At 43.9% G+C, this 21206-nt stretch carries 16 protein-coding genes and 1 pseudogene; 16 read left to right on the top strand and 1 reads right to left on the bottom strand.

What is annotated here, in order from left to right:
* Positions 1-340 precede the first annotated feature (340 nt).
* From prpB to AOT82_RS01835, 13 genes and pseudogenes are all read left to right on the top strand, one after another.
* The gene (prpB, locus tag AOT82_RS01890) at positions 341-1234 is read left to right on the top strand and encodes a methylisocitrate lyase (protein ID WP_071001557.1); all 894 of its coding nucleotides are present in this window, start codon (positions 341-343) and stop codon (positions 1232-1234) included.
* Positions 1235-1295: 61 nt separating this feature from the next.
* Positions 1296-2423, top strand: coding sequence for a bifunctional 2-methylcitrate synthase/citrate synthase (prpC, locus tag AOT82_RS01885; protein WP_071001556.1), 1128 nt, complete (start codon positions 1296-1298; stop codon positions 2421-2423).
* Positions 2424-2652: 229 nt separating this feature from the next.
* Complete coding sequence (locus tag AOT82_RS01880; protein ID WP_071001555.1) at positions 2653-3477, top strand: toll/interleukin-1 receptor domain-containing protein; 825 nt, start codon at positions 2653-2655, stop codon at positions 3475-3477.
* 101 nt (positions 3478-3578) lie between these two features.
* Complete coding sequence (acnD, locus tag AOT82_RS01875; RefSeq protein WP_071003606.1) at positions 3579-6212, top strand: Fe/S-dependent 2-methylisocitrate dehydratase AcnD; 2634 nt, start codon at positions 3579-3581, stop codon at positions 6210-6212.
* Positions 6213-6440: 228 nt separating this feature from the next.
* Positions 6441-6746 (top strand): type II toxin-antitoxin system Phd/YefM family antitoxin, encoded by a 306-nt coding sequence (locus AOT82_RS01870; RefSeq protein WP_071001554.1) that lies wholly within the window; start codon positions 6441-6443, stop codon positions 6744-6746.
* Positions 6747-6781: 35 nt separating this feature from the next.
* Positions 6782-7042 carry a Txe/YoeB family addiction module toxin gene (locus tag AOT82_RS01865; protein ID WP_037025847.1) on the top strand — a complete coding sequence of 87 codons (261 nt, stop codon included), beginning with the start codon at positions 6782-6784 and terminating at the stop codon, positions 7040-7042.
* Positions 7043-7118: 76 nt separating this feature from the next.
* A complete protein-coding gene (gene prpF / locus AOT82_RS01860; RefSeq protein WP_083328811.1) occupies positions 7119-8384 on the top strand; it encodes a 2-methylaconitate cis-trans isomerase PrpF in 1266 nt (421 codons plus the stop codon).
* A gap of 38 nt (positions 8385-8422) precedes the next feature.
* Positions 8423-10276: an ABC transporter ATP-binding protein gene (locus AOT82_RS01855; RefSeq protein WP_071001553.1), complete on the top strand. Its 1854-nt coding sequence runs from the start codon at positions 8423-8425 to the stop codon at positions 10274-10276.
* A 65-nt stretch (positions 10277-10341) separates the two neighbouring features.
* Positions 10342-12381, top strand: a complete 2040-nt coding sequence (locus tag AOT82_RS01850) for an HsdM family class I SAM-dependent methyltransferase (protein ID WP_197496711.1) — start codon at positions 10342-10344, stop codon at positions 12379-12381.
* 38 nt (positions 12382-12419) lie between these two features.
* Positions 12420-12884 (top strand): annotated as a pseudogene (locus AOT82_RS14240) (restriction endonuclease subunit S); the annotation flags it as partial.
* A gap of 21 nt (positions 12885-12905) precedes the next feature.
* Entirely contained in the window at positions 12906-13529 is a 624-nt protein-coding gene (locus AOT82_RS14235) for a restriction endonuclease subunit S (protein WP_257785226.1), read from the top strand.
* Positions 13526-14152 (top strand): GNAT family N-acetyltransferase, encoded by a 627-nt coding sequence (locus AOT82_RS01840; RefSeq protein ID WP_071001550.1) that lies wholly within the window; start codon positions 13526-13528, stop codon positions 14150-14152. The genes AOT82_RS14235 and AOT82_RS01840 overlap by 4 nt, the downstream gene beginning before the upstream one ends.
* A 152-nt stretch (positions 14153-14304) precedes the next feature.
* Positions 14305-15846: a bifunctional 2-methylcitrate dehydratase/aconitate hydratase gene (locus AOT82_RS01835; RefSeq protein WP_071001549.1), complete on the top strand. Its 1542-nt coding sequence runs from the start codon at positions 14305-14307 to the stop codon at positions 15844-15846.
* A 39-nt stretch (positions 15847-15885) separates the two neighbouring features.
* Here AOT82_RS01835 and AOT82_RS01830 read toward each other — a convergent pair whose 3' ends face one another.
* Positions 15886-16665 (bottom strand): SDR family oxidoreductase, encoded by a 780-nt coding sequence (locus tag AOT82_RS01830; protein WP_071001548.1) that lies wholly within the window; start codon positions 16663-16665, stop codon positions 15886-15888.
* Between the two features lie 204 nt (positions 16666-16869).
* Here AOT82_RS01830 and AOT82_RS01825 point away from each other — a divergent pair, with 204 nt between their 5' ends.
* From AOT82_RS01825 to AOT82_RS01815, 3 genes are all read left to right on the top strand, one after another.
* Positions 16870-18258: a DUF2868 domain-containing protein gene (locus AOT82_RS01825; protein ID WP_071001547.1), complete on the top strand. Its 1389-nt coding sequence runs from the start codon at positions 16870-16872 to the stop codon at positions 18256-18258.
* 121 nt (positions 18259-18379) lie between these two features.
* The gene (locus AOT82_RS01820) at positions 18380-19354 is read left to right on the top strand and encodes a sterol desaturase family protein (RefSeq protein WP_083328810.1); all 975 of its coding nucleotides are present in this window, start codon (positions 18380-18382) and stop codon (positions 19352-19354) included.
* A 125-nt stretch (positions 19355-19479) separates the two neighbouring features.
* Positions 19480-21186: a DUF3482 domain-containing protein gene (locus AOT82_RS01815; RefSeq protein ID WP_071001546.1), complete on the top strand. Its 1707-nt coding sequence runs from the start codon at positions 19480-19482 to the stop codon at positions 21184-21186.
* The last annotated feature ends 20 nt before the right edge of the window (positions 21187-21206 follow it).

The raw sequence follows: 21206 nt of genomic DNA, 5'->3' as shown, positions 1-21206 counted from the left end.
CATGATAAATAAAGCCCTAATAGCTCAGCTGTTAGGGCTTTTTGGTAGGAACAGGACAATTTGTAGAGCAATATGCCCGTTATAATTGTAACTAAATGTAAATTATAAAGCCTCTTAATATTTGAATATTTGGCTAATATGAATACTTATGATAGCGAAGTATTGAAAAATACATAATGCTATTTGTTTTATGAATAATATTAAATTAACTACAATTAATCATTAAATATAATAAACAATAATCTACAAGCTAACCTTTGCAGACGTGGATAATTGGGTATAATCAGTGACAACAACGAGATTATTTTATATCCATACAAGCTCATGAAAGGATACTCACATGACCTCACTCTCAGCAGGTGCACGCTTTCGCAGTGCGCTTAAACAAAAAAATGATAATAACCAGCCACTACAAATTGCAGGCGCGATCAATGCCTACACCGCGATGATGGCGACCCAAGTCGGTCACCAAGCGCTGTATCTCTCTGGTGGCGGTGTGGCAAACGCGTCATTTGGTTTACCTGACTTGGGTATGACCAGCCTTGATAACGTGCTAGAAGACGCTCGCCGTATTACGGATGCAGTCGATACCCCGCTACTTGTCGATATTGATACCGGCTTTGGCGGTGCGTTCAACATTGCTCAAACCATCAAAAAAATGGAAAAGGCAGGCGTGGCAGCCGTCCATATCGAAGACCAAGTCGCGCAAAAGCGCTGTGGTCACCGTCCTAACAAAGAAATCGTCAGTATCTCAGAAATGGTTGATCGCCTAAAGGCGGCATTGGATGCGAAAACGGATTCTGATTTTGTGGTGATGGCTCGTACTGATGCGTTATCAGTCGAGGGCTTAGACGCTGCTGTTGAACGTGCCGTTGCCTTTGCCGAAGCAGGTGCAGACATGATCTTTGCAGAAGCGCTGACCGATATCGAGATGTATCGTAAATTTACCGATGTACTCGACATTCCCGTCCTCGCCAATATGACCGAGTTTGGTCAAACCGATCTGTATACCACTGACCAGCTGTACGGTGTGGGCGTCGATATGGTGCTGTACCCACTATCCGCTTTCCGCGCCATGAATAAAGCGGCATTGAATGTCTATCAGCACTTGCTCGATGACGGTACGCAAGAAAAAGTCGTCGATACCATGCAGACGCGCATGGAGCTTTATGATTTCTTAAACTATCACGAGTTTGAGCAAACCTTAGACAAGCTGTTTGCGGACAATAAATAATCATAATAAGCAGTATTTTCACTTAACAATATAAAAAGCTACCCACAAAAGGAATGTAGACATGGCAGCACAGAAAGAACTTTCAGGTGCAGGACTTCGCGGACAAGTCGCTGGCAAGACAGCATTATCGACCGTTGGCAAATCGGGCTCTGGTCTGACCTATCGCGGCTATGACGTATCAGAGCTGGCGGATAAATGTATTTTTGAAGAAGTCGCGTATTTACTGCTATACGGTAATTTACCTACGCAAAGCGAGCTTGAGAATTATCAAGCTAAGCTCAAAAGCCTGCGCGGCCTACCACAAGCATTAAAAGACGTGCTTGAACGTATTCCAAGCGATGCGCATCCAATGGATGTGCTACGTACTGGTTGCTCAATGCTGGGCAACCTTGAGAGCGAAACGGATTTCGCTCAGCAAAACGATAAAACTGATCGTATGCTTGCCGCATTCCCCTCAATCATCAACTACTGGTACCGCTTTAGCCATGATAACGTGCGTATCGAGACTGAGACGGATGATGCGACCATCGGCGGTCATTTTTTGCATCTGCTCAAAGGTGAAAAACCAAACGAGCTGCACGAAAAGGTCATGAACGTGTCGCTTATCTTGTATGCAGAGCACGAGTTCAACGCCTCGACCTTTACTGCGCGTGTCTGTGCGTCTACTTTATCTGATATCCATTCTTGTATCACTGGCGCAATCGGTTCACTACGTGGTCCATTGCATGGCGGCGCGAATGAAGCGGCGATGGATATGATTGAGGGCTTTAGCTCAGCTGATGAAGCCGAGACAGAGATGATGGCCATGCTAGCACGTAAAGACAAAATCATGGGCTTTGGTCATGCCATCTATAGCGAATCAGATCCACGTAACGTCGTCATCAAACAATGGTCTGAAAAACTGGCCGCTGATGTTGGTGACGAGGTGCTCTACCCTGTGTCTGTGCGTGTTGAAGACGTGATGTGGCGCGAGAAAAAATTGTTTGCCAATGCTGACTTTTTCCATGCATCAGCCTATCACTTTATGGGTATCCCAACCAAACTCTTCACGCCAATATTTGTCTGTTCACGCTTGACTGGCTGGGCCGCTCACGTATTTGAGCAACGTGCCAACAACCGTATCATTCGCCCAAGTGCCGAATATACGGGTGAAGAGCTGCGTCCTGTACCAGATATGAGTGCGCGTTAATATTTTTAAAATAGAAAAGATAAGTAACCCCACTCTCAACTTATTTTTCTAAGGTATTGGTTTACTTAGTTTTTAAAATTTCAGTTAAAACAATTAGAATTTTAAATTCTATAAAAATCAAAGGCCTACGATAAGTTGAGATTGGCGTATAAGTACTATTTTTATTTTAGCTAAGTAGAGCATTTTTCTAATTGTGTGCTCAACTTAGCTGTTTTGACGAGAACAATATATGCAAGAAACTAATAAACCTTCTGTTGATCAGTACATAATCGATAACTATAGAGAATTTATTCAAAGTAAATATCCCGATAAGTTAAGTTATTGGCCTATTATTTCTGGCTATAACGCAAAGATAGGATATTTTGATAATAATTATATTATATTTTTCCGACATTCTGGTAATTCCTCTATGAGGACAACTAGTGGTATAGGTGAGCTTTCACCCGGTCTAATCGGTTTTAATTCAATTGATTCGTCAAACATTAACCAAATTCGAGAAAAAATAGGAAAACATTTTCAAGCTACCCCTAGTGATGCAGTTTTCATTATGAGTGATGATGGATCCAATTTAGAAAGTGAAATTAAAAATATCACTCAAAAACATGAGTATGCATTAGGATTGACACCAATGAAGATTTTTTTAAGCCACAAAGGTATCGATAAACCTACAGTGCGTCAATATAAAGAGCTGTTCACTACTCTAGGATTTGAACCATGGCTAGACGAAGATGCGATGGATGCAGGAGTTGAATTAGAAAGAGCTTTGTTACAAGGATTTAAAGAATCCTGCGCTGCTGTTTTTTTTATAACCCCGAACTATGTTGACGAAAATTATTTAGCAGCTGAAATAAATTATGCAATTGCCGAGAAAAGAAAAAGAGGCAATAAGTTCTCTATAATTTCAATTGTTATGAAAAAAGACGGTCTGAAGGGTAAAGTTCCCGAACTACTTGAGCCATATGTATGGAAAGAACCTGAAACTGACCTCGAAGCATTTAAAGATATTGTAAAAGCCCTTCCAATTAGTGTTGGTAATGTATATTGGAAATATTAAATTAATAATAATTCTCATTATTTATCTATTAAAAAATAGTTTTATGTGATTTGCACTCCAACAGCCAAAGGTGACTTATGGACAACGCCCTCGTACAACCCATGAACGATGAATTCAAAAAACCACTTCCTGATACTGACCTTTACTACTTTGACACCCGCGAAGCTGTCGAGCGCATCGAAGCGGGTGCTTATGACAAGCTACCATTTTGCTCAAAAGTATTGTGTGAAAACCTTGTGCGCCGTTGCCCACCTGAGGATTTAACGGCAGCACTAAAGCAGCATATCGAAGGCAAGCAAGATCTTGATTTTCCTTGGTACCCTGCCCGCGTCGTTTGTCATGATATCTTGGGTCAGACGGCCTTTGTTGATTTGGCAGGCTTGCGTGATGCCATCGCTGAGCAAGGCGGTGATCCGTCCAAGGTAAACCCTATCGTGCCCACTCAGCTTATCGTTGACCATTCATTGGCCGTTGAGCACGCAGGCTTCGAAGACGACGCCTTTGAGAAAAACCGTGCGATTGAAGAGCGCCGAAACGATGACCGCTTTCACTTTATCAACTGGTGCCAGTATGCCTTTGACAATGTCAACGTCGTACCACCGGGTAACGGCATCATGCATCAGATTAACCTAGAGAAAATGTCACCTGTCGTACAAGTCGTACATAATAAAGCCGGTGAGGAAGTCGCGTTTGCTGACACGTTGGTTGGTACGGATAGTCACACGCCGATGGTCGATGCACTAGGTGTGATCTCAATCGGTGTGGGCGGCTTAGAGGCCGAAAGCGTCATGCTGGGTAACCCCTCTTATATGCGCCTACCTGATTATGTGGGGGTCAAATTAACAGGCAAACTGCAAAAAGGCATTACTGGTACGGATCTCGTACTGGCGATGACTGAGTTCTTACGTGATGCAGGCGTGGTCTCTACTTATATCGAATTCTTCGGTGACGGTGCCCGTCAGCTAAGTGTTGGTGACCGCGCCTCTATCTCCAATATGACGCCTGAATATGGCGCCACTGCTGCGATGTTCTATATCGATGAGCAAACCATTGACTATCTGCGTCTGACGGGTCGTTCTGAAAAACAGATTAAACTGGTTGAGCAGTATGCTAAGCAAACGGGTCTATGGGCTGACGGCATGGAAAAAGCCGAATACGCACGCGTCCTTGAGTTTGATTTGTCATCAGTTGGTCGTAACATGGCAGGCCCATCGCGTCCCCATGCGCGTGTATCTACCGATGATTTGGTGGCCAAAGGCATCGCCCACGCGCCTGATCAAAAACTCCCTGAACCAAAAGACGGTCTGATGCCGGATGGCGCGGTTATTATCGCTGCTATTACCAGCTGTACCAATACCTCAAATCCACGAAATATGGTAGCTGCAGGCTTAGTTGCCCGTAACGCGAATGCCAAAGGACTATTGCGTAAACCGTGGGTTAAGTCATCCTTAGCACCCGGCTCAAAAACGGTCAAAATGTATTTAGAAGAAGCAGGTCTAATGCCAGAGCTACAAGAAATCGGTTTTGATGTAGTAGGCTTTGCCTGTACGACATGTAACGGTATGAGCGGTGCGCTAGACCCTGACATCGAGCAAGAAATCATCGACAATGATTTGTTCACCACGGCAGTGCTATCTGGTAACCGTAACTTCGACGGTCGTATCCATCCGTATGCCAAGCAAGCATTTTTGGCATCACCGCCACTGGTGATTGCTTATGCCATCGCTGGTAACATCCGTTTTGATATTGAAAAAGACTCGTTGGGTAAAGACCAAGACGGCAATGATGTCTATCTAAAAGACATCTGGTTTGATGACGAAGAAGTGGATGCCATTGTTGCAGCTGCTGTTAAGCCTGAGCAGTTCAATGCCGTCTATATTCCCATGTTTGATGAAGCCAAAAAAGATACGGGCAAAGCGTTAAGCCCATTGTATGACTGGCGCGAGATGACCACTTATATCCGCCGTCCGCCGTACTGGGAAGGTCAAATGGCAGCGATGAACAAACTAAAAGGTATGCGTCCGCTTGCCGTATTAGGTGATAACATCACAACCGATCATATGTCGCCATCAAATGCTATTCTTGGCTCATCAGCAGCTGGCGAGTATTTGGACACTATGGGCTTGCCTGCCGAAGACTATAACTCATACGCGACCCATCGCGGCGACCATTTAACCGCGCAACGTGCCACCTTTGCCAACCCTAAACTATTGAACGAGATGGTACGCGATGAAGATGGTGAAGTTATCCAAGGCTCACTGGCGCGTGTTGAGCCAGAAGGTCAAGTCATGCGCATGTGGGAAGCGATTGAGACCTACATGAACCGTGAGCAGCCGCTGATCATCATCGCAGGTGATGGCTATGGTCAAGGCTCAAGCCGTGACTGGGCTGCAAAAGGGGTACGTCTCGCTGGCGTAGAAGCCGTCGTTGCTGAAGACTTTGAGCGTATTCATCGCCAAAACTTAGTTGGCATGGGCGCGCTACCGCTACAGTTTGAGGAAGGCGTGACTCGCCATACGCTAAATATCGATGGCACAGAAACTTTTGATGTCACGGGTGAGGTCTCAGCTGGCGGGCTCATGACCTTAACCATTCATCGTAAAGATGGTAGCACCACTGAAACATCTATTATCTGCCGCTTAGATACGGCTGATGAAGTCAAAATGTACAATGCTGGCGGTATGCTACAACGCTTTGCTAAAGAGTTTATCGAAGGGACTTTAGATATTGTCTAAGAGTCTCTTGTAGGTTTTAGCATGATAAATAGACAAGTATAGAAGTCGCCGATGTTGTATAACCTTATATGACATCGGCTTTTATTTGCTTTTTCGTTCTATACACTGAGTTTTGTCACTTACTCCTAAGTACTAGATAGTAGCTAAATATTGAGTTTACTTAACCAATGGCGTAATATGTACTATATATTGTACAAGTCATGCAGAATATCATGAAGGGAGTAAGCCATGAGAGTCGTTAGTTTTTCAGAAGCAAGAAAGCACCTAAAATCTGTCCTAGACACGGTAAACGATGATGCCAACGCTACTATCGTAACTCGCCGTGACGCTGATGATGCGGTTGTGATGTCGCTTGATTATTACAATAGCCTGATGGAAACCGTCTATTTGCTCAAATCTCCTGCCAATGCGGCGCACTTAGCGGAATCTATTGCCCAATATAAAGCTGGCAAGACTGTCACGCGTGACCTAATTGATACAGCAGAAAGCAGCGATGACAATGAGCATACGGATAGCGATATTGAAAATGCTTGAACTCAAAGACTTTAATCAACCCAAAGGGTCTAATAATGAGTGAGCAACTAGCTTGGACAGATGCTGCGTGGAAGGACTATCTGTACTGGCAAACGCAAGACAAAAAAACACTCAAACGTATTAACAAACTCATCACCGAATGTAAGCGTAATCCGTTTGAAGGTATTGGCAAACCTGAACCCCTAAAAGAGAACCTATCCGGATTTTGGTCAAGACGCATCGATGATGCCAATCGGTTGGTATATGCCGTCGATGACAATTATCTGACGATTATCTCTTGTCGCTATCATTATTGACGAGCGCCCTTAGTCGTTCATACTTACTGATGGCATCATATCCAATCTTATAACAATACAAAAAGGACTTAATACAGTGGCCCAAAATAATACTAAAATCAATTCTAAATCTAAGCTCTCTTTCGCCCCGCAATTATCTGTCCCAGCCACCTATATGCGTGGCGGAACCTCAAAAGGCACGTTTTTTAAACTGTCTGATTTACCTGAGCGATGCCAAGTCGCTGGCGCGGCACGTGATCAATTTTTGCTACGTGTCATCGGTAGCCCAGATCCTTACGGTAAGCAAATCGATGGTCTCGGCAATGGTAGCTCTAGCACCTCAAAAACGGTCATTTTATCAGCCTCTGACAGACCAGATCACGATGTGAATTATCTGTTTGGACAAGTCAATATCGCCAAGCCTATGATTGACTGGGCGGGAAACTGTGGCAACTTAACTGCGGCCGTTGGTGCCTGTGCCATTAATATGGGTTTGGTGGACGCTGGCAAGATTACTAATAGCATCGATGACAACGTAGATAGCGGTATTTGTGAAGTACGCATTTGGCAAGAAAATATTGGTAAAACCATTATTGCCCATGTGCCAGTCTATAAAGATGCAAATGACAAAGTACAGGTTCAAGAGACGGGCGATTTTGAATTAGACGGTGTCACCTTCCCAGCAGCTGAAGTCAAAATTGAGTTTATCGATCCGGTTGATGCCACCAGCGACATGTTCCCGACGGGCAATTTGGTCGATGATTTCGATGTATCAGGCTGCGGTCTAAATGCTGATAGCATCAAAGCGACCTTCATTAGTGCAGGTATCCCAACCATCTTTATAAACGCAGAAGATTTGGGCTTTACGGGTACTGAGCTACAAGGCGACATTAATAGTGATAGTGAGCTACTTACCAAGCTTGAAAAAATCCGTGCCACAGGCGGCGTGGCGATGGGATTATTTAAAGATGTGAGCGAGGCGCAAACCAGCCAACACATTCCTAAAATCGCATGGGTTGGTAACGCACAGAGCTATAGCGCCTCTAGTGGTAAATCGGTCGATGCAGACGAGATTGATCTAGTCGTCCGTGCCATGAGTATGGGTCAACTGCATCACGCCATGATGGGGACAGCAGCAGTCGCTATTGCTGCAGCAGCAACCACGCAAGGCACGCTTGTTAACAAAGCTGCTGGTGGTGGCGACTTGTCAGAGGTACGTTTTGGTCATCCATCAGGGACATTGCTCGTTGGCGGAAAAACCGAACTGGTCGATGGGCGCTGGCAAGCCAAAAAAGTGTCGATGAGTCGTTCAGCAAGGCGTATCATGGTTGGTGAAGTTTTTGTGCCTGCGGATGCATTTTAAGCGTCGTCATGGCTTATTTCAATTTGTGATAGAGTTTTATGCCGACATCTCCCCAACCTCGCCGCGCACAGTTAGACAAAAAACCGCCAGTCGAGAAAAAAGAACGGCGGGCGCTGCTGTGGGATATCCTCAAAAAACTGGCGGTATTTGCTAAGCCTTATCGCTTACTTATTATCGCCACCTTAGCGCTGACTGCTCTAGGCTCCTTTACCGCGCAGGTCAATGCTTTTGTGTTGCGTTATGCTGTCGATACTTTGACTGAGATTGCCACGCTTGCCGAGCCATGGCAGGCAGGTCTGCGTATGCTGACCATTATCAGTGCGGTACTCTTAACCAAAGAGATATTATCGATATTCATCTCGTTTGGGCAACGCTTCTTCGGCGAAAAGATTCGTATCAATCTATCACGTGATTTATCGCAAAAAATCATTGAGCGCATCTTGACCTATCGGATGGCATTTTATACCAGTAGCGAAAACGACAGCGGCAAGTTGCAAACCCGTATTGATTATGGCGTCAGCAGCTTAACCAGTTTGGTGCAAAACTTCTTTATCGATATGCTACCGCTGTTTGCCAATGCAATCGTGGCGCTTATCATCATGTTTTCGACCAATTTTTGGATAGGCTTGGTCGGTCTTATTATCATTCCCATTTACTTTTTCATCAGCCAAAAACAAGCCAAGCGCCTACAAGGGTTTCGTCGGCAAATGCGCGGGTTTCGCGAAGCCAAAAGCGGACTGGTTATCTCGCTTATCAACTCAATTAGTGTGGTGAAATCCTTTGTCCGTGAGTCGATAGAAGCAGAAAAGCACTTAGCCATTCAAAAGGAAATGACCGATAATCAGCTGCGTATTCGCAGTATTGGTTTTGTTTATGATGCCATCAAAACCTTTATCGAGCAGATTGGTGTGGTGGTTATTATCTTGCTCACCGCGTATTTTGTCCTACAAGGTGAGATGACCATTGGTATGATTTTGTTTCATGTCATGCTGTTTCAAAATGTCGCCGCCCCTATCCGTCAATTACACCGCATCTACGACCAGATAAATAATGCATTGACCTATGCCGAAGGTTTTTTTGATATTTTAGAAGATGACAGCCAAGTCGAGAGCATCGCTGGTATCAGTAGCGACAACCTAAAAGGTCATATCGAGCTTAAACATGTCGACTTTACTTATCCGAATGGGACGCAAGCGCTCAAAGACGTCAGCTTCACTATTAGGCCCAACCGTATCACGGCGCTGGTTGGCCTCTCTGGCGCTGGCAAGAGCACGATTATCAATCTATTGGTCAAATTCTACGCCCCAGACGCTGGCACGATCTGCCTAGACGGGCATGATTTGGCTGACTGTGATACTCATGAGCTGCGTCAAAACATTGGTCTGGTGCTACAAAGCAATCATATATTTTCGGGCACGATCAGTGAAAATATCCGCTATGGCGATATGAACGCTAGCATTGATGACATCATTGCAGCGGCAAAAAAAGCTTCGATACACGATCAAATTATGGGGTTAGCTGATGGCTACGAGAGTACTGCCAAGTCGTTATCAGGTGGGCAGCAGCAGCGTATCGCGCTGGCAAGGATGTTTTTAAAAGATCCACCGATTGTGTTTTTGGACGAGCCGACCGCCAGTCTCGATGCTATCGCCAGTCAGCAAGTCAAAAAAAGCCTTGATCTGATCAAAAAAGATCGTACCGTTATTATGGTTTCGCACAATATTGCTCAGATTATCGACGCCGATGATCTGGTAGTCATAGAGAATGGCGAAGTGGTTGAGACAGGTACCCATGAGGTACTTTATGCCCAACGCGGCAAATACTTTGAGATATTTAGTGCCATGTCGGACAGCCTAAACTTGGACAAAATAAGTCAGACTTTAAAGGGTTGATAGTCGCACAAAACATAGTATCATGGTGCAACTTTTGTATTTGTTATCGAACAGCGGAATTGAATATGGCAAAAACACAGTCAGTAGAACCTAACATCGCAGATTTAGCAAATGGTTGGTTAAAGAGTTATAAACTAGATTATAAGCTCGAGCAAGAATTTTTAAATACTGAGATAGAGAAAGCGCTGTCTGATTATTTTACTAAAAATGGCGGCACAGGTGCGAATCGCCCTGACGCTAAACTTTTATTGCAAGATGAGAATGCAAACTATTTTCCTATTCTTATTGAATACAAAGGCTACAAAGGAAAGCTAGAAAAGCTTAATGCAGACAATCAAGTAGATAATCAAACTGCTAAAAATAAGCCAAATTTTAAGAATATTAACTCATTCGCAGTGAATGGCGCAGTACATTATGCTAACGCCTTATTACATCATACCAGTTACACCGATATTATTGCTATTGGTATGACGGGCTATAAAGATGAAGGTGGAGAGATACAGCATGAAATTGGGGTCTACTATGTCTCAAAAAGCAATCTTGGCGCAGGGCAAAAGATTGGCGAGTTTTCAGATTTATCATTTTTGGCACCGCATAATTTTGATAGTTTCATAGAAAAAGTAAAAACACTGACCCTATCACAAGCAGAAATTGATAAATTAAAGGCTCAAAGAGAAAAAGAGATTGATACGAGTTTAGTCCGACTTAATAATGATATTTATCAAAATGAAAAAGGCTTAGGTGAAAATGACCGCGTTTATTTGGTGGCTGCCTCAATCATCGCAACACTTGGTATCCCAGGCAAAGTTACCCCACTTGAAAAGTCTGATTTAAAGTCTTCTATTGAAGAAGGTAGTCGTGATGGTGACATCATCCTAAGAAAGATAAAGGCTTTTTTGAATGAAAAAAAGATACCTAAGGAAAAGAAAGATCTGATTGTTAGAACATTAGAGAATACTTTAACCACAGAAAATATTAATAAAGTCATCAATGGTGAAAGCCAGCTCAAGCGAGTGTTTACTAAAATTGTCGATGACTTAGGCATATATTATAAAATTGGCTTAACCACTGACTTTACAGGTAAGCTATTTAATGAGATGTATGGTTGGCTTGGTTTTTCGCAAGACAAACTCAACGATGTAGTACTTACCCCTTCTTATGTAGCAAATTTGTTAGTTAAGCTTGCCCGTGTCAATAAAGATTCTTATGTGTGGGATTTTGCTACTGGATCGGCAGGCCTATTAGTTGCCGCAATGAATGAGATGCTTGATGATGCCAAAAACACTATCACGTCACCAGAAGCATTAACTCAAAAAGAAATCAAAATCAAAGCAGAACAGCTACTCGGGCTAGAGTTGCTTTCAAGCGTGTATATGCTCGCTATCCTAAACATGATATTGATGGGCGACGGCAGCTCCAATATTTTGAATATGGATTCATTAGTAGATTTTGATGGTAATTATGGCTTTGGTAAGACTGAAGACAAATTTCCTGCCGATGCGTTCATACTAAATCCGCCCTATTCAGCAAATGGTAATGGTATGAACTTTGTAGAACGTGCCCTTAGCATGATGAATAAAGGCTATGCGGCTATTATCATTCAAAACTCAGCAGGTTCAGGAAAGGCTCAGGAATATACCAAAAAGATACTAACTAAACATACACTTATCGCCAGTATTAAAATGCCGATAGACATATTTATTGGCAAAGCCAGTGTACAAACCAATATATATGTATTCAAAGTCAATGAAAAGCATCATAAAGATGAGCCAGTCAAATTTATCGATTTCTCTAACGATGGCTACACGCGTACCAATCGTAAAAAGGCAAGCAATAATTTAAAGGACACAAATCAAGCCAAAGAGCGTTATGAAGAGCTGGTCAGCTTAGTACGCTTTGGTAAAAGTAAACTCAATATTTTCACTGAACAAGAGTACTATGAAGGCACAATTGACCCCAATAATGGCGCAGATTGGAATCAATCCGCTCCTATAGATACTAAGCCTACTTTGCAAGACTTCAAAAAAACAGTCAGCGATTATCTAGCGTGGGAAGTGAGCAATATTATCAAGCAACGAAACGAGGATGATGCGCCGGGAAAGTAGATACCTCACTTAACGAGCAGTTAGATAATGTTGAGTGGGGTGAGTTTAAAATTGGTGACTTGTTTGAGATTGAATCTTATAAGAAAAAATTTGACTCTAATAAAGTACAGGTTTTAGATAATGGTAAATACCCTTATATCGTTAGAATGGGATCAAATAATGGACAAAAAGGATTCATAAACGAAGATGAGTCATTTTTAAATGATGGTAATACCATATCTTTTGGACAAGATACAGCGACAATGTACTATCAAGAATTACCATATTTTACTGGCGATAAAATTAAAATAGTAAAGGCGAAAGATAAGAGATTTAGTAAAAAAAACGCACAGTTTTTTTTATCAACAATGAAAAAATCGTTCAGTGCTTTCTCTTGGGGTGCGTCAAGCTTCAACGTAGACATCATCAAAGCGCAGAAAATAACGCTACCAATCTTAAGTAATAACAAAATAGATTTTGAATTTATGGATAGTTTTATAGCTGATATTGAAGCTGAGCGTATATCAAAGCTAAACTCTTATCTTGTGGCGACAGGACTTAAAGAATACACTTTAACAGCTAAAGAACAAAAAGCATTAATTGATTTTGAGCAAGCAGAATTTAAAGAATTTAAAGTCACTGATATATTTGATGTAAATAACTCTAAAAGCATTTTATCAAGAGATATTATTGCAGATAGTGGCACTACGCCGTATCTTTGCGCCAGTGCTGATAACAATGCGGTAAGTACCTATATTGCTTACGATAAACAGCATATAGATACAGGTAATTGCGTGTTTATTGGTGGGAAAACCTTTGTAGTGACCTATCAAGAACATGATTTTTATTCTAATGATAGTCACAATCTAATTTTACATCTAAAAGATGCTGAAAAAAGTAAATCAAATCAGTTGTATCTTGCAACCTGCGTCAAAAAAGGCTTGTCACATAAATACTCTTGGGGAGATAGCATCAGTAATAGAAAAATTCAAAAAGATATAATATCCTTGCCAGTAAAAAACGAACAGCCCGATTACGCAATCATGGAGACGCTCATATCCGCCATGAAAAAACTGGTGATAAAAGACGTAATTTTATATGTGAACAATAAAACGCAGCAGTATTCTCCAAATATTTTGAATAACTCGTCAGAAGCTTGCCCATTATGAATTGTGAATTTTCTATCAAAACCTTTGATGAGCTGACCTCAGTTGACCTTTATCATATCCTAAAAGCACGCTCGCAAGTGTTCGTCGTCGAACAAAACTGTGCCTATCAAGATATGGATGAAGTCGATTTTGATTGCTTACACTTGATTGCTCATCAAAACGCAGCATTAGTGGGCTATTGCCGCATTGTTCCGCCTGAATTCAATAAACTAAAATCCAATCTGTCGGTCGCCGACCCTACGATCAAGACCAACCACACTGCCATGCCTGCTATCGGTAGAGTGCTTGTGCTATCAGAGCACAGAGGTGATGGCCTAGCACGCCAAATAATGACTCAGGCTATTGCTCATTGCCGCAAAAAATACGGTAAAAAGCGTCCGATTATTATCTCGGCACAGGCTTACCTGCTTAGTTTTTATGAGTCTTTGGGTTTTGTGCCTGAAGGTGAGCATTATCTTGAAGATAATATCGAGCATGTGAAGATGGTGCTATACGTTGCTAAGAAAAACAAAGTAAGAAAAGAAAGTGTGGATACTGCATCAACCACGACCAAAGTTTTAAGCTTCCTGCTGTTTATTATAGCAGCGCTGTTTATTTTAGGTCTGCTCTATTTGATGATTTAAACGGCCTACAAAGTTTTACTTCTTAACACAATTCAGTCTGGTTGTTCCATATTGAGTATGCTACTTTTGAATGATAACCGCTTTAAAAGGATGACTGCGAGCATGGGTCAACAAAGCGAAAAGTTAGCACACTCAAGGAAGAGGAAACAACCATGTCAAATACCAATTCAGATACAGCCCATTCAAATACAAATGAGGCAACGGTAGAGAGCAATATCCGTCCAGAATATGACGATGAAATCCAAAAAACCGCCGATTATGTGCTCAATTATTCCATAGATAACGAGTCGCCTAACCCTGCGGAGGCATGGCGTACTGCACGCCACTGTCTCATGGATACCATCGGCTGCGGACTACTGGCACTGCGCTTCCCTGAGTGTACCAAGCACTTGGGGCCTGATTGCCCTGATCAAATAACGCCGCATGGCGCTCGCGTCCCTGGCACATCCTATAGACTAGACCCAATCAAAGCCGCTTTTGACATCGGCTGTATGGTGCGCTGGCTTGACTATAATGATACGTGGCTCGCTGCTGAGTGGGGTCATCCGTCTGATAACTTGGGCGGCATCTTGGCGGTCGCCGACTATATCAGTCAAAAAAATATCAGCCAAAGGCAAGCACCTCTGACCATGAGGGCCGTGCTCGAGGCGATGATCATGGCGCATGAAATTCAAGGCGTCATGGCACTCGAAAACTCATTCAATCGCGTGGGTCTTGATCATGTGTTTTTGGTAAAATTAGCCTCAACTGCGGTCGTCGCCAAATTCTATCAGCTGCCACGCGAGCGCATCATGGCCGCCATCTCACAAGCCATTGTCGATGGTCAGGCACTGCGTACCTATCGTCACGCACCCAACGCGGGCAGCCGCAAATCATGGGCGGCAGGTGATGCAACCAGCCGCGCGGTTCGGCTGGTAGATATCACTGCACGTGGTGAAATGGGTATCCCTGGCGCACTAACCGCACCGCAATGGGGGTTTTATGATGTGCTGTTTAGCCATACCAATAAGGATCTTGCGACCAAACCCGAAGACGAGCGTCGATTTACCTTTCAACGTGACTTTGGCAGTTATGTGATGGAGAATATCTTATTTAAAATCAGCTTTCCCGCTGAATTTCATGCGCAGACTGCTTGTGAAGCGGCGGTTATTTTGCACCCACATGTGAGAGGTCGAATTGATGAGATCGAAAAAATTGTTCTAACCACGCATGATTCAGCAATTCGCATCATCTCAAAAGAGGGCGCGCTTGCTAACCCAGCTGATCGGGATCACTGCTTACAATATATGGTGGCTGTTCCCTTATTGACAGGCGATCTGATGGCGGAGAACTATGAAGATGACTATCATGAAGAGCATTTATCAATCGATGAGCTACGCGAAAAAATGGTGGTAGAAGAAGACGCACAGTATTCAAAAGATTACCATGACCCCAGTAAGCGCTCTATTGCCAATGCCATTCAAATATTCTTCAAAGATGGTAGTAGCACAGAAAAAGTCGCCATCGAGTATCCTATCGGTCATAAACGCCGCCGTGCCGAGGGCATTCCTATACTTGAGGCAAAGTTCCGAGCCAGTCTGGCCACCCGCTTTATCGACAGTCGTTGTCAGCAAATCATTGAGCTGTGTAACGATCAAGAAAAATTGGAGCAAACGCCAGTGAATGAGTTTATGGACTTATTTATGGCTTACTAATGACTCAGTGACTAATATCTCATTCTGTTGACGTATTGACTACCAAGGTATCGACTCTCCTGCCCAATCGACAAAACTGCCTGATTGGGCAGCCTTCATCCCTGATAGCACTTCCAATAAACACTCGGCGCTATACGCTGGCGAGAATAGATGTCCTTCAGCGACATTGCCTTGAAACGGCGCGGACAGTTGAGTATTCACGGTTCCCGGTTGCATAACGACTACGCACACCTCTTTGAGTGATCGGCCCCATTCGATACTCAAGTTTTTCATCCCCATATTGAGCGCCGCCTTGCTCATTCTATAACTATACCAGCCGCCTAGCTGATTGTCCGTGATACTACCGACACGAGCTGATATGGTCGCAAAAATAGCTGGATGCTCAGCGCTGCGTTCAGCTTTGGCGAGCAACGGTTTGATATGCTTGGCTATCAGCAAGCTTGCTAGTGCATTGATTTGCATGTTCTGTAAAAAGAACTCCGTTTCAATCTGCCTCAAGGCCTTTTCTGGCTGCGCCGTCTTGGTATGGAGTAATCCCACGCAGTTGATTACCCAATCGACATGACCCATTGTCTGCTTGATGGTGTCGGCCGCTTTTTGGATGCTGTCTTCGTCACTGATATTCATGGGTATCCAGTGTAGATTTTCTGCTTCAAAGTTCGGCTCACTGCGATGATAAGTGGCGAATACTTGTGTACTATGTCTTTTAGCAGATGCGCCGTCAGTTTGATCGGCAGCTGACTCTTGTACCAGCTGCTTGACCATGGCCTGACCAATACCGCCCGTTCCGCCGATGATAAGATAGGTTTTATTATTCATATGCTACCCTCACTCTTTTTATACAGCTCTTAGCACGTGTTGGTTTGTTTATTCATTTTGGCTGATTTTACGAGTGTTTACTATGATAAAAATCATAGACATTATTCTCATTCTATATACGCTACAATACTTTTTAGCGATTAAACCCGCATTTTTTGCTTTCCATTATTTATATTGACGTTCTTATACGGATATCAGCGCCTTATGCTATCACCCCAAGACCAACTGACCGAGCTAGTACGTGCCTTAGAGACTGATCAGCACGTCTTTGCCACTGACCCGTTACTGATCACGGAAAAGCTACAGAGTGAGGATGGCACACCTATCCAAAAGCTGCATCGACGGGCCTCACGCATCGATAGCAATGGCGCGCTTGCGCGGGTACTGGGCAAAATAGATGGCCGCATAAAAGGCATCATGATCGTCATGAGTGTGGTGTGGTGCATCTCGGGATTTTTGGGACTGTTCACGCTATTGCAGTCCAATGTGGTGAACTTCTTTTATGTCTTGGTTTGCTTGCTTGGTTTTCATACTATTATGCTTGGTGGCTGGCTGGTGATGACACTCATCAATCGAGACCAGCGAGACCAGCAAGCGCCCAGTTGGTTTGCCAGCTTTGTCAGTCCCAGCTATCTCATACGCGGCAAAGACGATGTGACCAAAGCGGCCGTCGATCTGTATGAGCGCCAATTACAGCATAGCGGTATGCGCTGGTATTTGGGCCGGTTTAGCCATCAGTTATGGCTTGCGACGTTGACTGGCATGCTGCTTGCGATTATATTTTTATTGATTGTGCGTCAGTATAGCTTTAGCTGGGAGTCGACCCTACTCTCTGATCAGGCGCTGGTGAGCTTAACGCAAATACTCGGCTGGCTACCAGGCATGGTTGGTTTTGATGTGCCAGATAGTACAGCGATTGCGCAAAGCAGGTTGGTCACAGAAGCGATGCCATTGTCTGTGGCGCGGCAGTGGGCAGGATTGCTAGTCGGTAGCTTGCTGATGTACGGTATTGTCCCGCGTGCGATAGCGTGGGTATTTTGTGCTTTGATGTTCCGCCGCAAAAAAATGCGCTTGGATATCAAGCAACCGTATTATCAAAAGATCATAAATTTTTGGCAGCGTCAGGTGGTTGATGCAGATGACTTTACGGAAGCACCCGCACCTGTCGCGCCCAAAGCGGCGGTAAGTGCAGGCAAGAAACTGGTCGCCTTGCTTGAATATCCTTCAAATCAGGATAAATGGTGGCAGTCAGGGTTGACTAATGACCGTCATGATTTTTCAGAATCAAGTGAGATTGAGAATTTTGGTATCGTTGATGATCGTGAGGATATGGCACGGCTAAAAAACTACTTAGACGAGCACCCTGTGCAAGTCCTATTAGGTATCCATAGCAAAGCGCTGCCTGACCGCGGTACGCTACGCAAACTTGATCAAATCGCCGCTCATGCAAAAGATGGTCTTATTGTACAGCTGCTTAGTGATGCTGATTTGACACATGAGGATGAACCAGTGGATAAGCAAGCTGTACGCTATCAGCAGTGGCAAACAGCGCTCTCTGCGCGAAAAATTGGCTTGGTAGATATTGATTCTTAAAGTTTTTGAATGCGATACTTAATAAAAATTATTTTTATAAAAAGGACAAAATAAATCAGTAATATAGAAAATAGTTATCTCTTGGGTAACAAGGATGTTTTATAGTGGCTAGGAGCCAAATATGTCAACAGACAACACCCTCTTAACATCAGGTGAGTATGGTCAGATATTGGATAATTACAAAGAGGCGTTAAACCAAAGTATCTTAACCGCTGCACCAGAGTCATGGCAGCCAATGCTGGCAAGTATCTTACCTGCTCACTGGCAAGAATGGCTGTTACCGCTAGCTGGTGGCCCATTTTTCTTATTGTTTTTGGCAGAGTGGTTTTATCAGTCTAAGCGTGGGAAAAATGAAAGCTTTAGCTGGCGCCGTGCGATGACCAATTTTAGCTTGGGCGGCTCTTATCTCGGATTTGAATTGATTGTCCAAGCACTTATTGTGCTGCCTATTTGCCTGTGGCTATATCAATACCGACTGTTCACTATTGAGGTGAAATGGCTGACAGCCATACCCATATTTGTCGCGGTTGAGTTCAGCTATTACTGGTTTCACCGTGCCTCACACCGCATGAATTGGTTTTGGTCAGCGCATGTCGTGCACCATTCAGATGATAAGATGAACCTATCCACTGCCATGCGTCAAAGCTTGCTGTACTCGGTGACAGGCTGGTGGTTATTTTTCGTCCCGCTGATGTTGTTGGGTGTGCATCCTATCTGGGTATTTTTCTTTTATGCGTTAGATTTGATTTATCAGTTCTTTATCCATACCGAGACGGTGGGAAAATTTCCAAAATGGGTTGAGTATATTTTTGACACCCCATCCAACCACCGCGCCCATCATGGTACTAATGACGAATATATTGACCAAAATTATGGCGGCGTTCTTATTATTTTTGATCGCTGGTTTGGCACTTATGTAGAAGAAGACGCCGTCAATAATCCCGTCAAATATGGGGCTGTTGGTGAGACCAGTCACGATAATATTATTGGTCTGATATTTGGGGTGTTTTACCGAATGTGGCAGCGGTTTTTTCGTGCCAAGGGCATTAAGAAAAAAATTAAGGTACTGCTGCGCCCACCTACAGCAATCTCATAGCGTATCATGGATACATAAAATACAGTTTACGATATGGACACTACGCATCCAGAACCAACATACCACCAAATTTGTATTACAATAAATGGCTAAATTTCGATCTTCAATAACAATAAGACGCGACTATGAATAATGACAATAAAAAAGAAAATTACGAGCATCACACGCCTACAGGTCTTTTTGCAGACAAGGCGTTGCCCAGCGACTCAAATAATAACGCCAAGACCTCGCATTCGACAGTGTCAAAAACGGCCGCCCAGTCTAGGGTAACTCATGATAATCAATCCATATCAACTGAATCAGTACCGCCAGCTACAACCACAAAAAACCAAAATGTGACAAAAAAAACCATCGCCAGTGGTGAGGCGCTAAAATTGGCGGTCGTGGGACACACCAATACCGGTAAGACCTCCATATTGCGCACGTTACTGCGTGATGTCTATTTTGGTGAAGTCAAAAATGAAGCGGCGACCACGCGTCACGTCGAGCAAGCCAAACTCACAGATAGCCAAACCGGTGAAGACTTGGTCATACTATATGATACCCCTGGCCTAGAGGACGCTTCAGGGCTGATGGATTGGCTAGAATACAATACGGCCAGTCGCCGTGATGGTATTGAGCGTTTGAAGCAGTTTTTGGCATCAGATATCGCTCAAGGTGCAGATAGCAGTGTTCTAGACAGCTATGATTATAGCCAAGAAGCAAAAGTGATTCGTCAGCTGCTGGCAAGTGATATGGCCATCTATGTGGTAGATGCTCGTGAGCCAGTATTGGGCAAGTATAAAGATGAGCTGGCGATTTTATCGTGGGCAGCCATTCCGGTGATGCCTGTCTTTAACTTTACCGACAGTCAGAATGCCAATATTGATGATTGGCAAACCATGCTGGCTAGACGCAATCTACATATCTCCACACGTTTTGATTCCGTTGCTTTTGAATTTGAAGATGAGATGCATCTTTGGCAAAACCTCGCCACCATGCTCACTCATTCTGAGATGCTCGAGCAATTGATGCAGCGCCGGACTGAAGATTGGGCGCAGTTGTATGATGAGGCCAATATTATTATTGCTGACTTTTTATTGAATGTCGCTTCTTTTGTACGCGAGATCAATGAAGATGACGATCCGATGCCTGTCTTAGCGCAAATGCAAGAAGCGGTGAGGCAAAGTGAGCGTGCGATGCAGCACAATTTACTTAACCTCTATAAGTTTTATGACAATGCCGTTGCAGCAACCCCGCTTGAATTGCAAGCCTATCAGCAAGACCCATTCGACCCTGAGTTACTCAAGAGCTATGGTATCCGTACCACTTCTGGCGCAGCAGCGGGTGCGCTGTTAGGGTTGGGTATTGATGCAGCAGCGCTAGGTACGACATTGGGCTTGGGTGCAGCGATAGGTGGTATCGCAGGCGGGTTACTATCTAACACCAGTAGTATTGCCGATAGGATCACTGGGGTAAAACGCTTATATATCGATCCTGCGACGTTGACATTGCTAGCAACGCGAGCGATCGACTTGCTCACTGCCCTACGCCATCGCGGCCATGCTGCGACTGATGCCACCCAGCTATTATATAAAGGCGAGAAAAGCAGCCTTGAGACATCGTCAGATGATGGTAGTTACCACAATGATAGCAACAGCAATACTGATGAAGATAGCAACCCGATTACCGTATGGCCTGCGAATAAATTACCTAGTGAGCTAAAAAAGGCTCGCGGCAAACCGCAATGGTCATCGCTTAGCAGTGGTAAGTCTGAACAGGCGCAGCTGCTGCGCGCAGATATGGCATGGTCGCTATCGGGTAAGCTGCAATCGTACAAGCGTGAGTCGTAGTTATTTACCGTTCTATCGTT

Origin of the sequence: Psychrobacter sp. AntiMn-1, assembly GCF_001854065.1 — a bacterium.
Classification (GTDB): domain Bacteria; phylum Pseudomonadota; class Gammaproteobacteria; order Pseudomonadales; family Moraxellaceae; genus Psychrobacter; species Psychrobacter pacificensis.
The sequence above is the reverse complement of the archived record's forward strand: the minus strand, read 5'-3'. Positions and strand labels throughout refer to the sequence as shown.

Bases quoted from the DNA above. Each gene is read 5' to 3' on its own strand.
- AOT82_RS01850 (WP_197496711.1), top strand. From the start codon at position 10,342: ATGGCAAAAACACAGTCAGTAGAACCTAACATCGCAGATTTAGCAAAT.
- AOT82_RS01865 (WP_037025847.1), top strand. From the start codon at position 6,782: ATGAGTGAGCAACTAGCTTGGACAGATGCTGCGTGGAAGGACTATCTG.
- AOT82_RS01880 (WP_071001555.1), top strand. From the start codon at position 2,653: ATGCAAGAAACTAATAAACCTTCTGTTGATCAGTACATAATCGATAAC.
- AOT82_RS01855 (WP_071001553.1), top strand. From the start codon at position 8,423: ATGCCGACATCTCCCCAACCTCGCCGCGCACAGTTAGACAAAAAACCG.
- AOT82_RS01820 (WP_083328810.1), top strand. From the start codon at position 18,380: ATGTCAACAGACAACACCCTCTTAACATCAGGTGAGTATGGTCAGATA.
- prpC (WP_071001556.1), top strand. From the start codon at position 1,296: ATGGCAGCACAGAAAGAACTTTCAGGTGCAGGACTTCGCGGACAAGTC.
- AOT82_RS01830 (WP_071001548.1), bottom strand. From the start codon at position 16,665: ATGAATAATAAAACCTATCTTATCATCGGCGGAACGGGCGGTATTGGT.
- AOT82_RS01835 (WP_071001549.1), top strand. From the start codon at position 14,305: ATGTCAAATACCAATTCAGATACAGCCCATTCAAATACAAATGAGGCA.
- prpB (WP_071001557.1), top strand. From the start codon at position 341: ATGACCTCACTCTCAGCAGGTGCACGCTTTCGCAGTGCGCTTAAACAA.
- AOT82_RS01815 (WP_071001546.1), top strand. From the start codon at position 19,480: ATGAATAATGACAATAAAAAAGAAAATTACGAGCATCACACGCCTACA.
- AOT82_RS01870 (WP_071001554.1), top strand. From the start codon at position 6,441: ATGAGAGTCGTTAGTTTTTCAGAAGCAAGAAAGCACCTAAAATCTGTC.
- AOT82_RS01825 (WP_071001547.1), top strand. From the start codon at position 16,870: ATGCTATCACCCCAAGACCAACTGACCGAGCTAGTACGTGCCTTAGAG.
- AOT82_RS01840 (WP_071001550.1), top strand. From the start codon at position 13,526: ATGAATTGTGAATTTTCTATCAAAACCTTTGATGAGCTGACCTCAGTT.
- acnD (WP_071003606.1), top strand. From the start codon at position 3,579: ATGAACGATGAATTCAAAAAACCACTTCCTGATACTGACCTTTACTAC.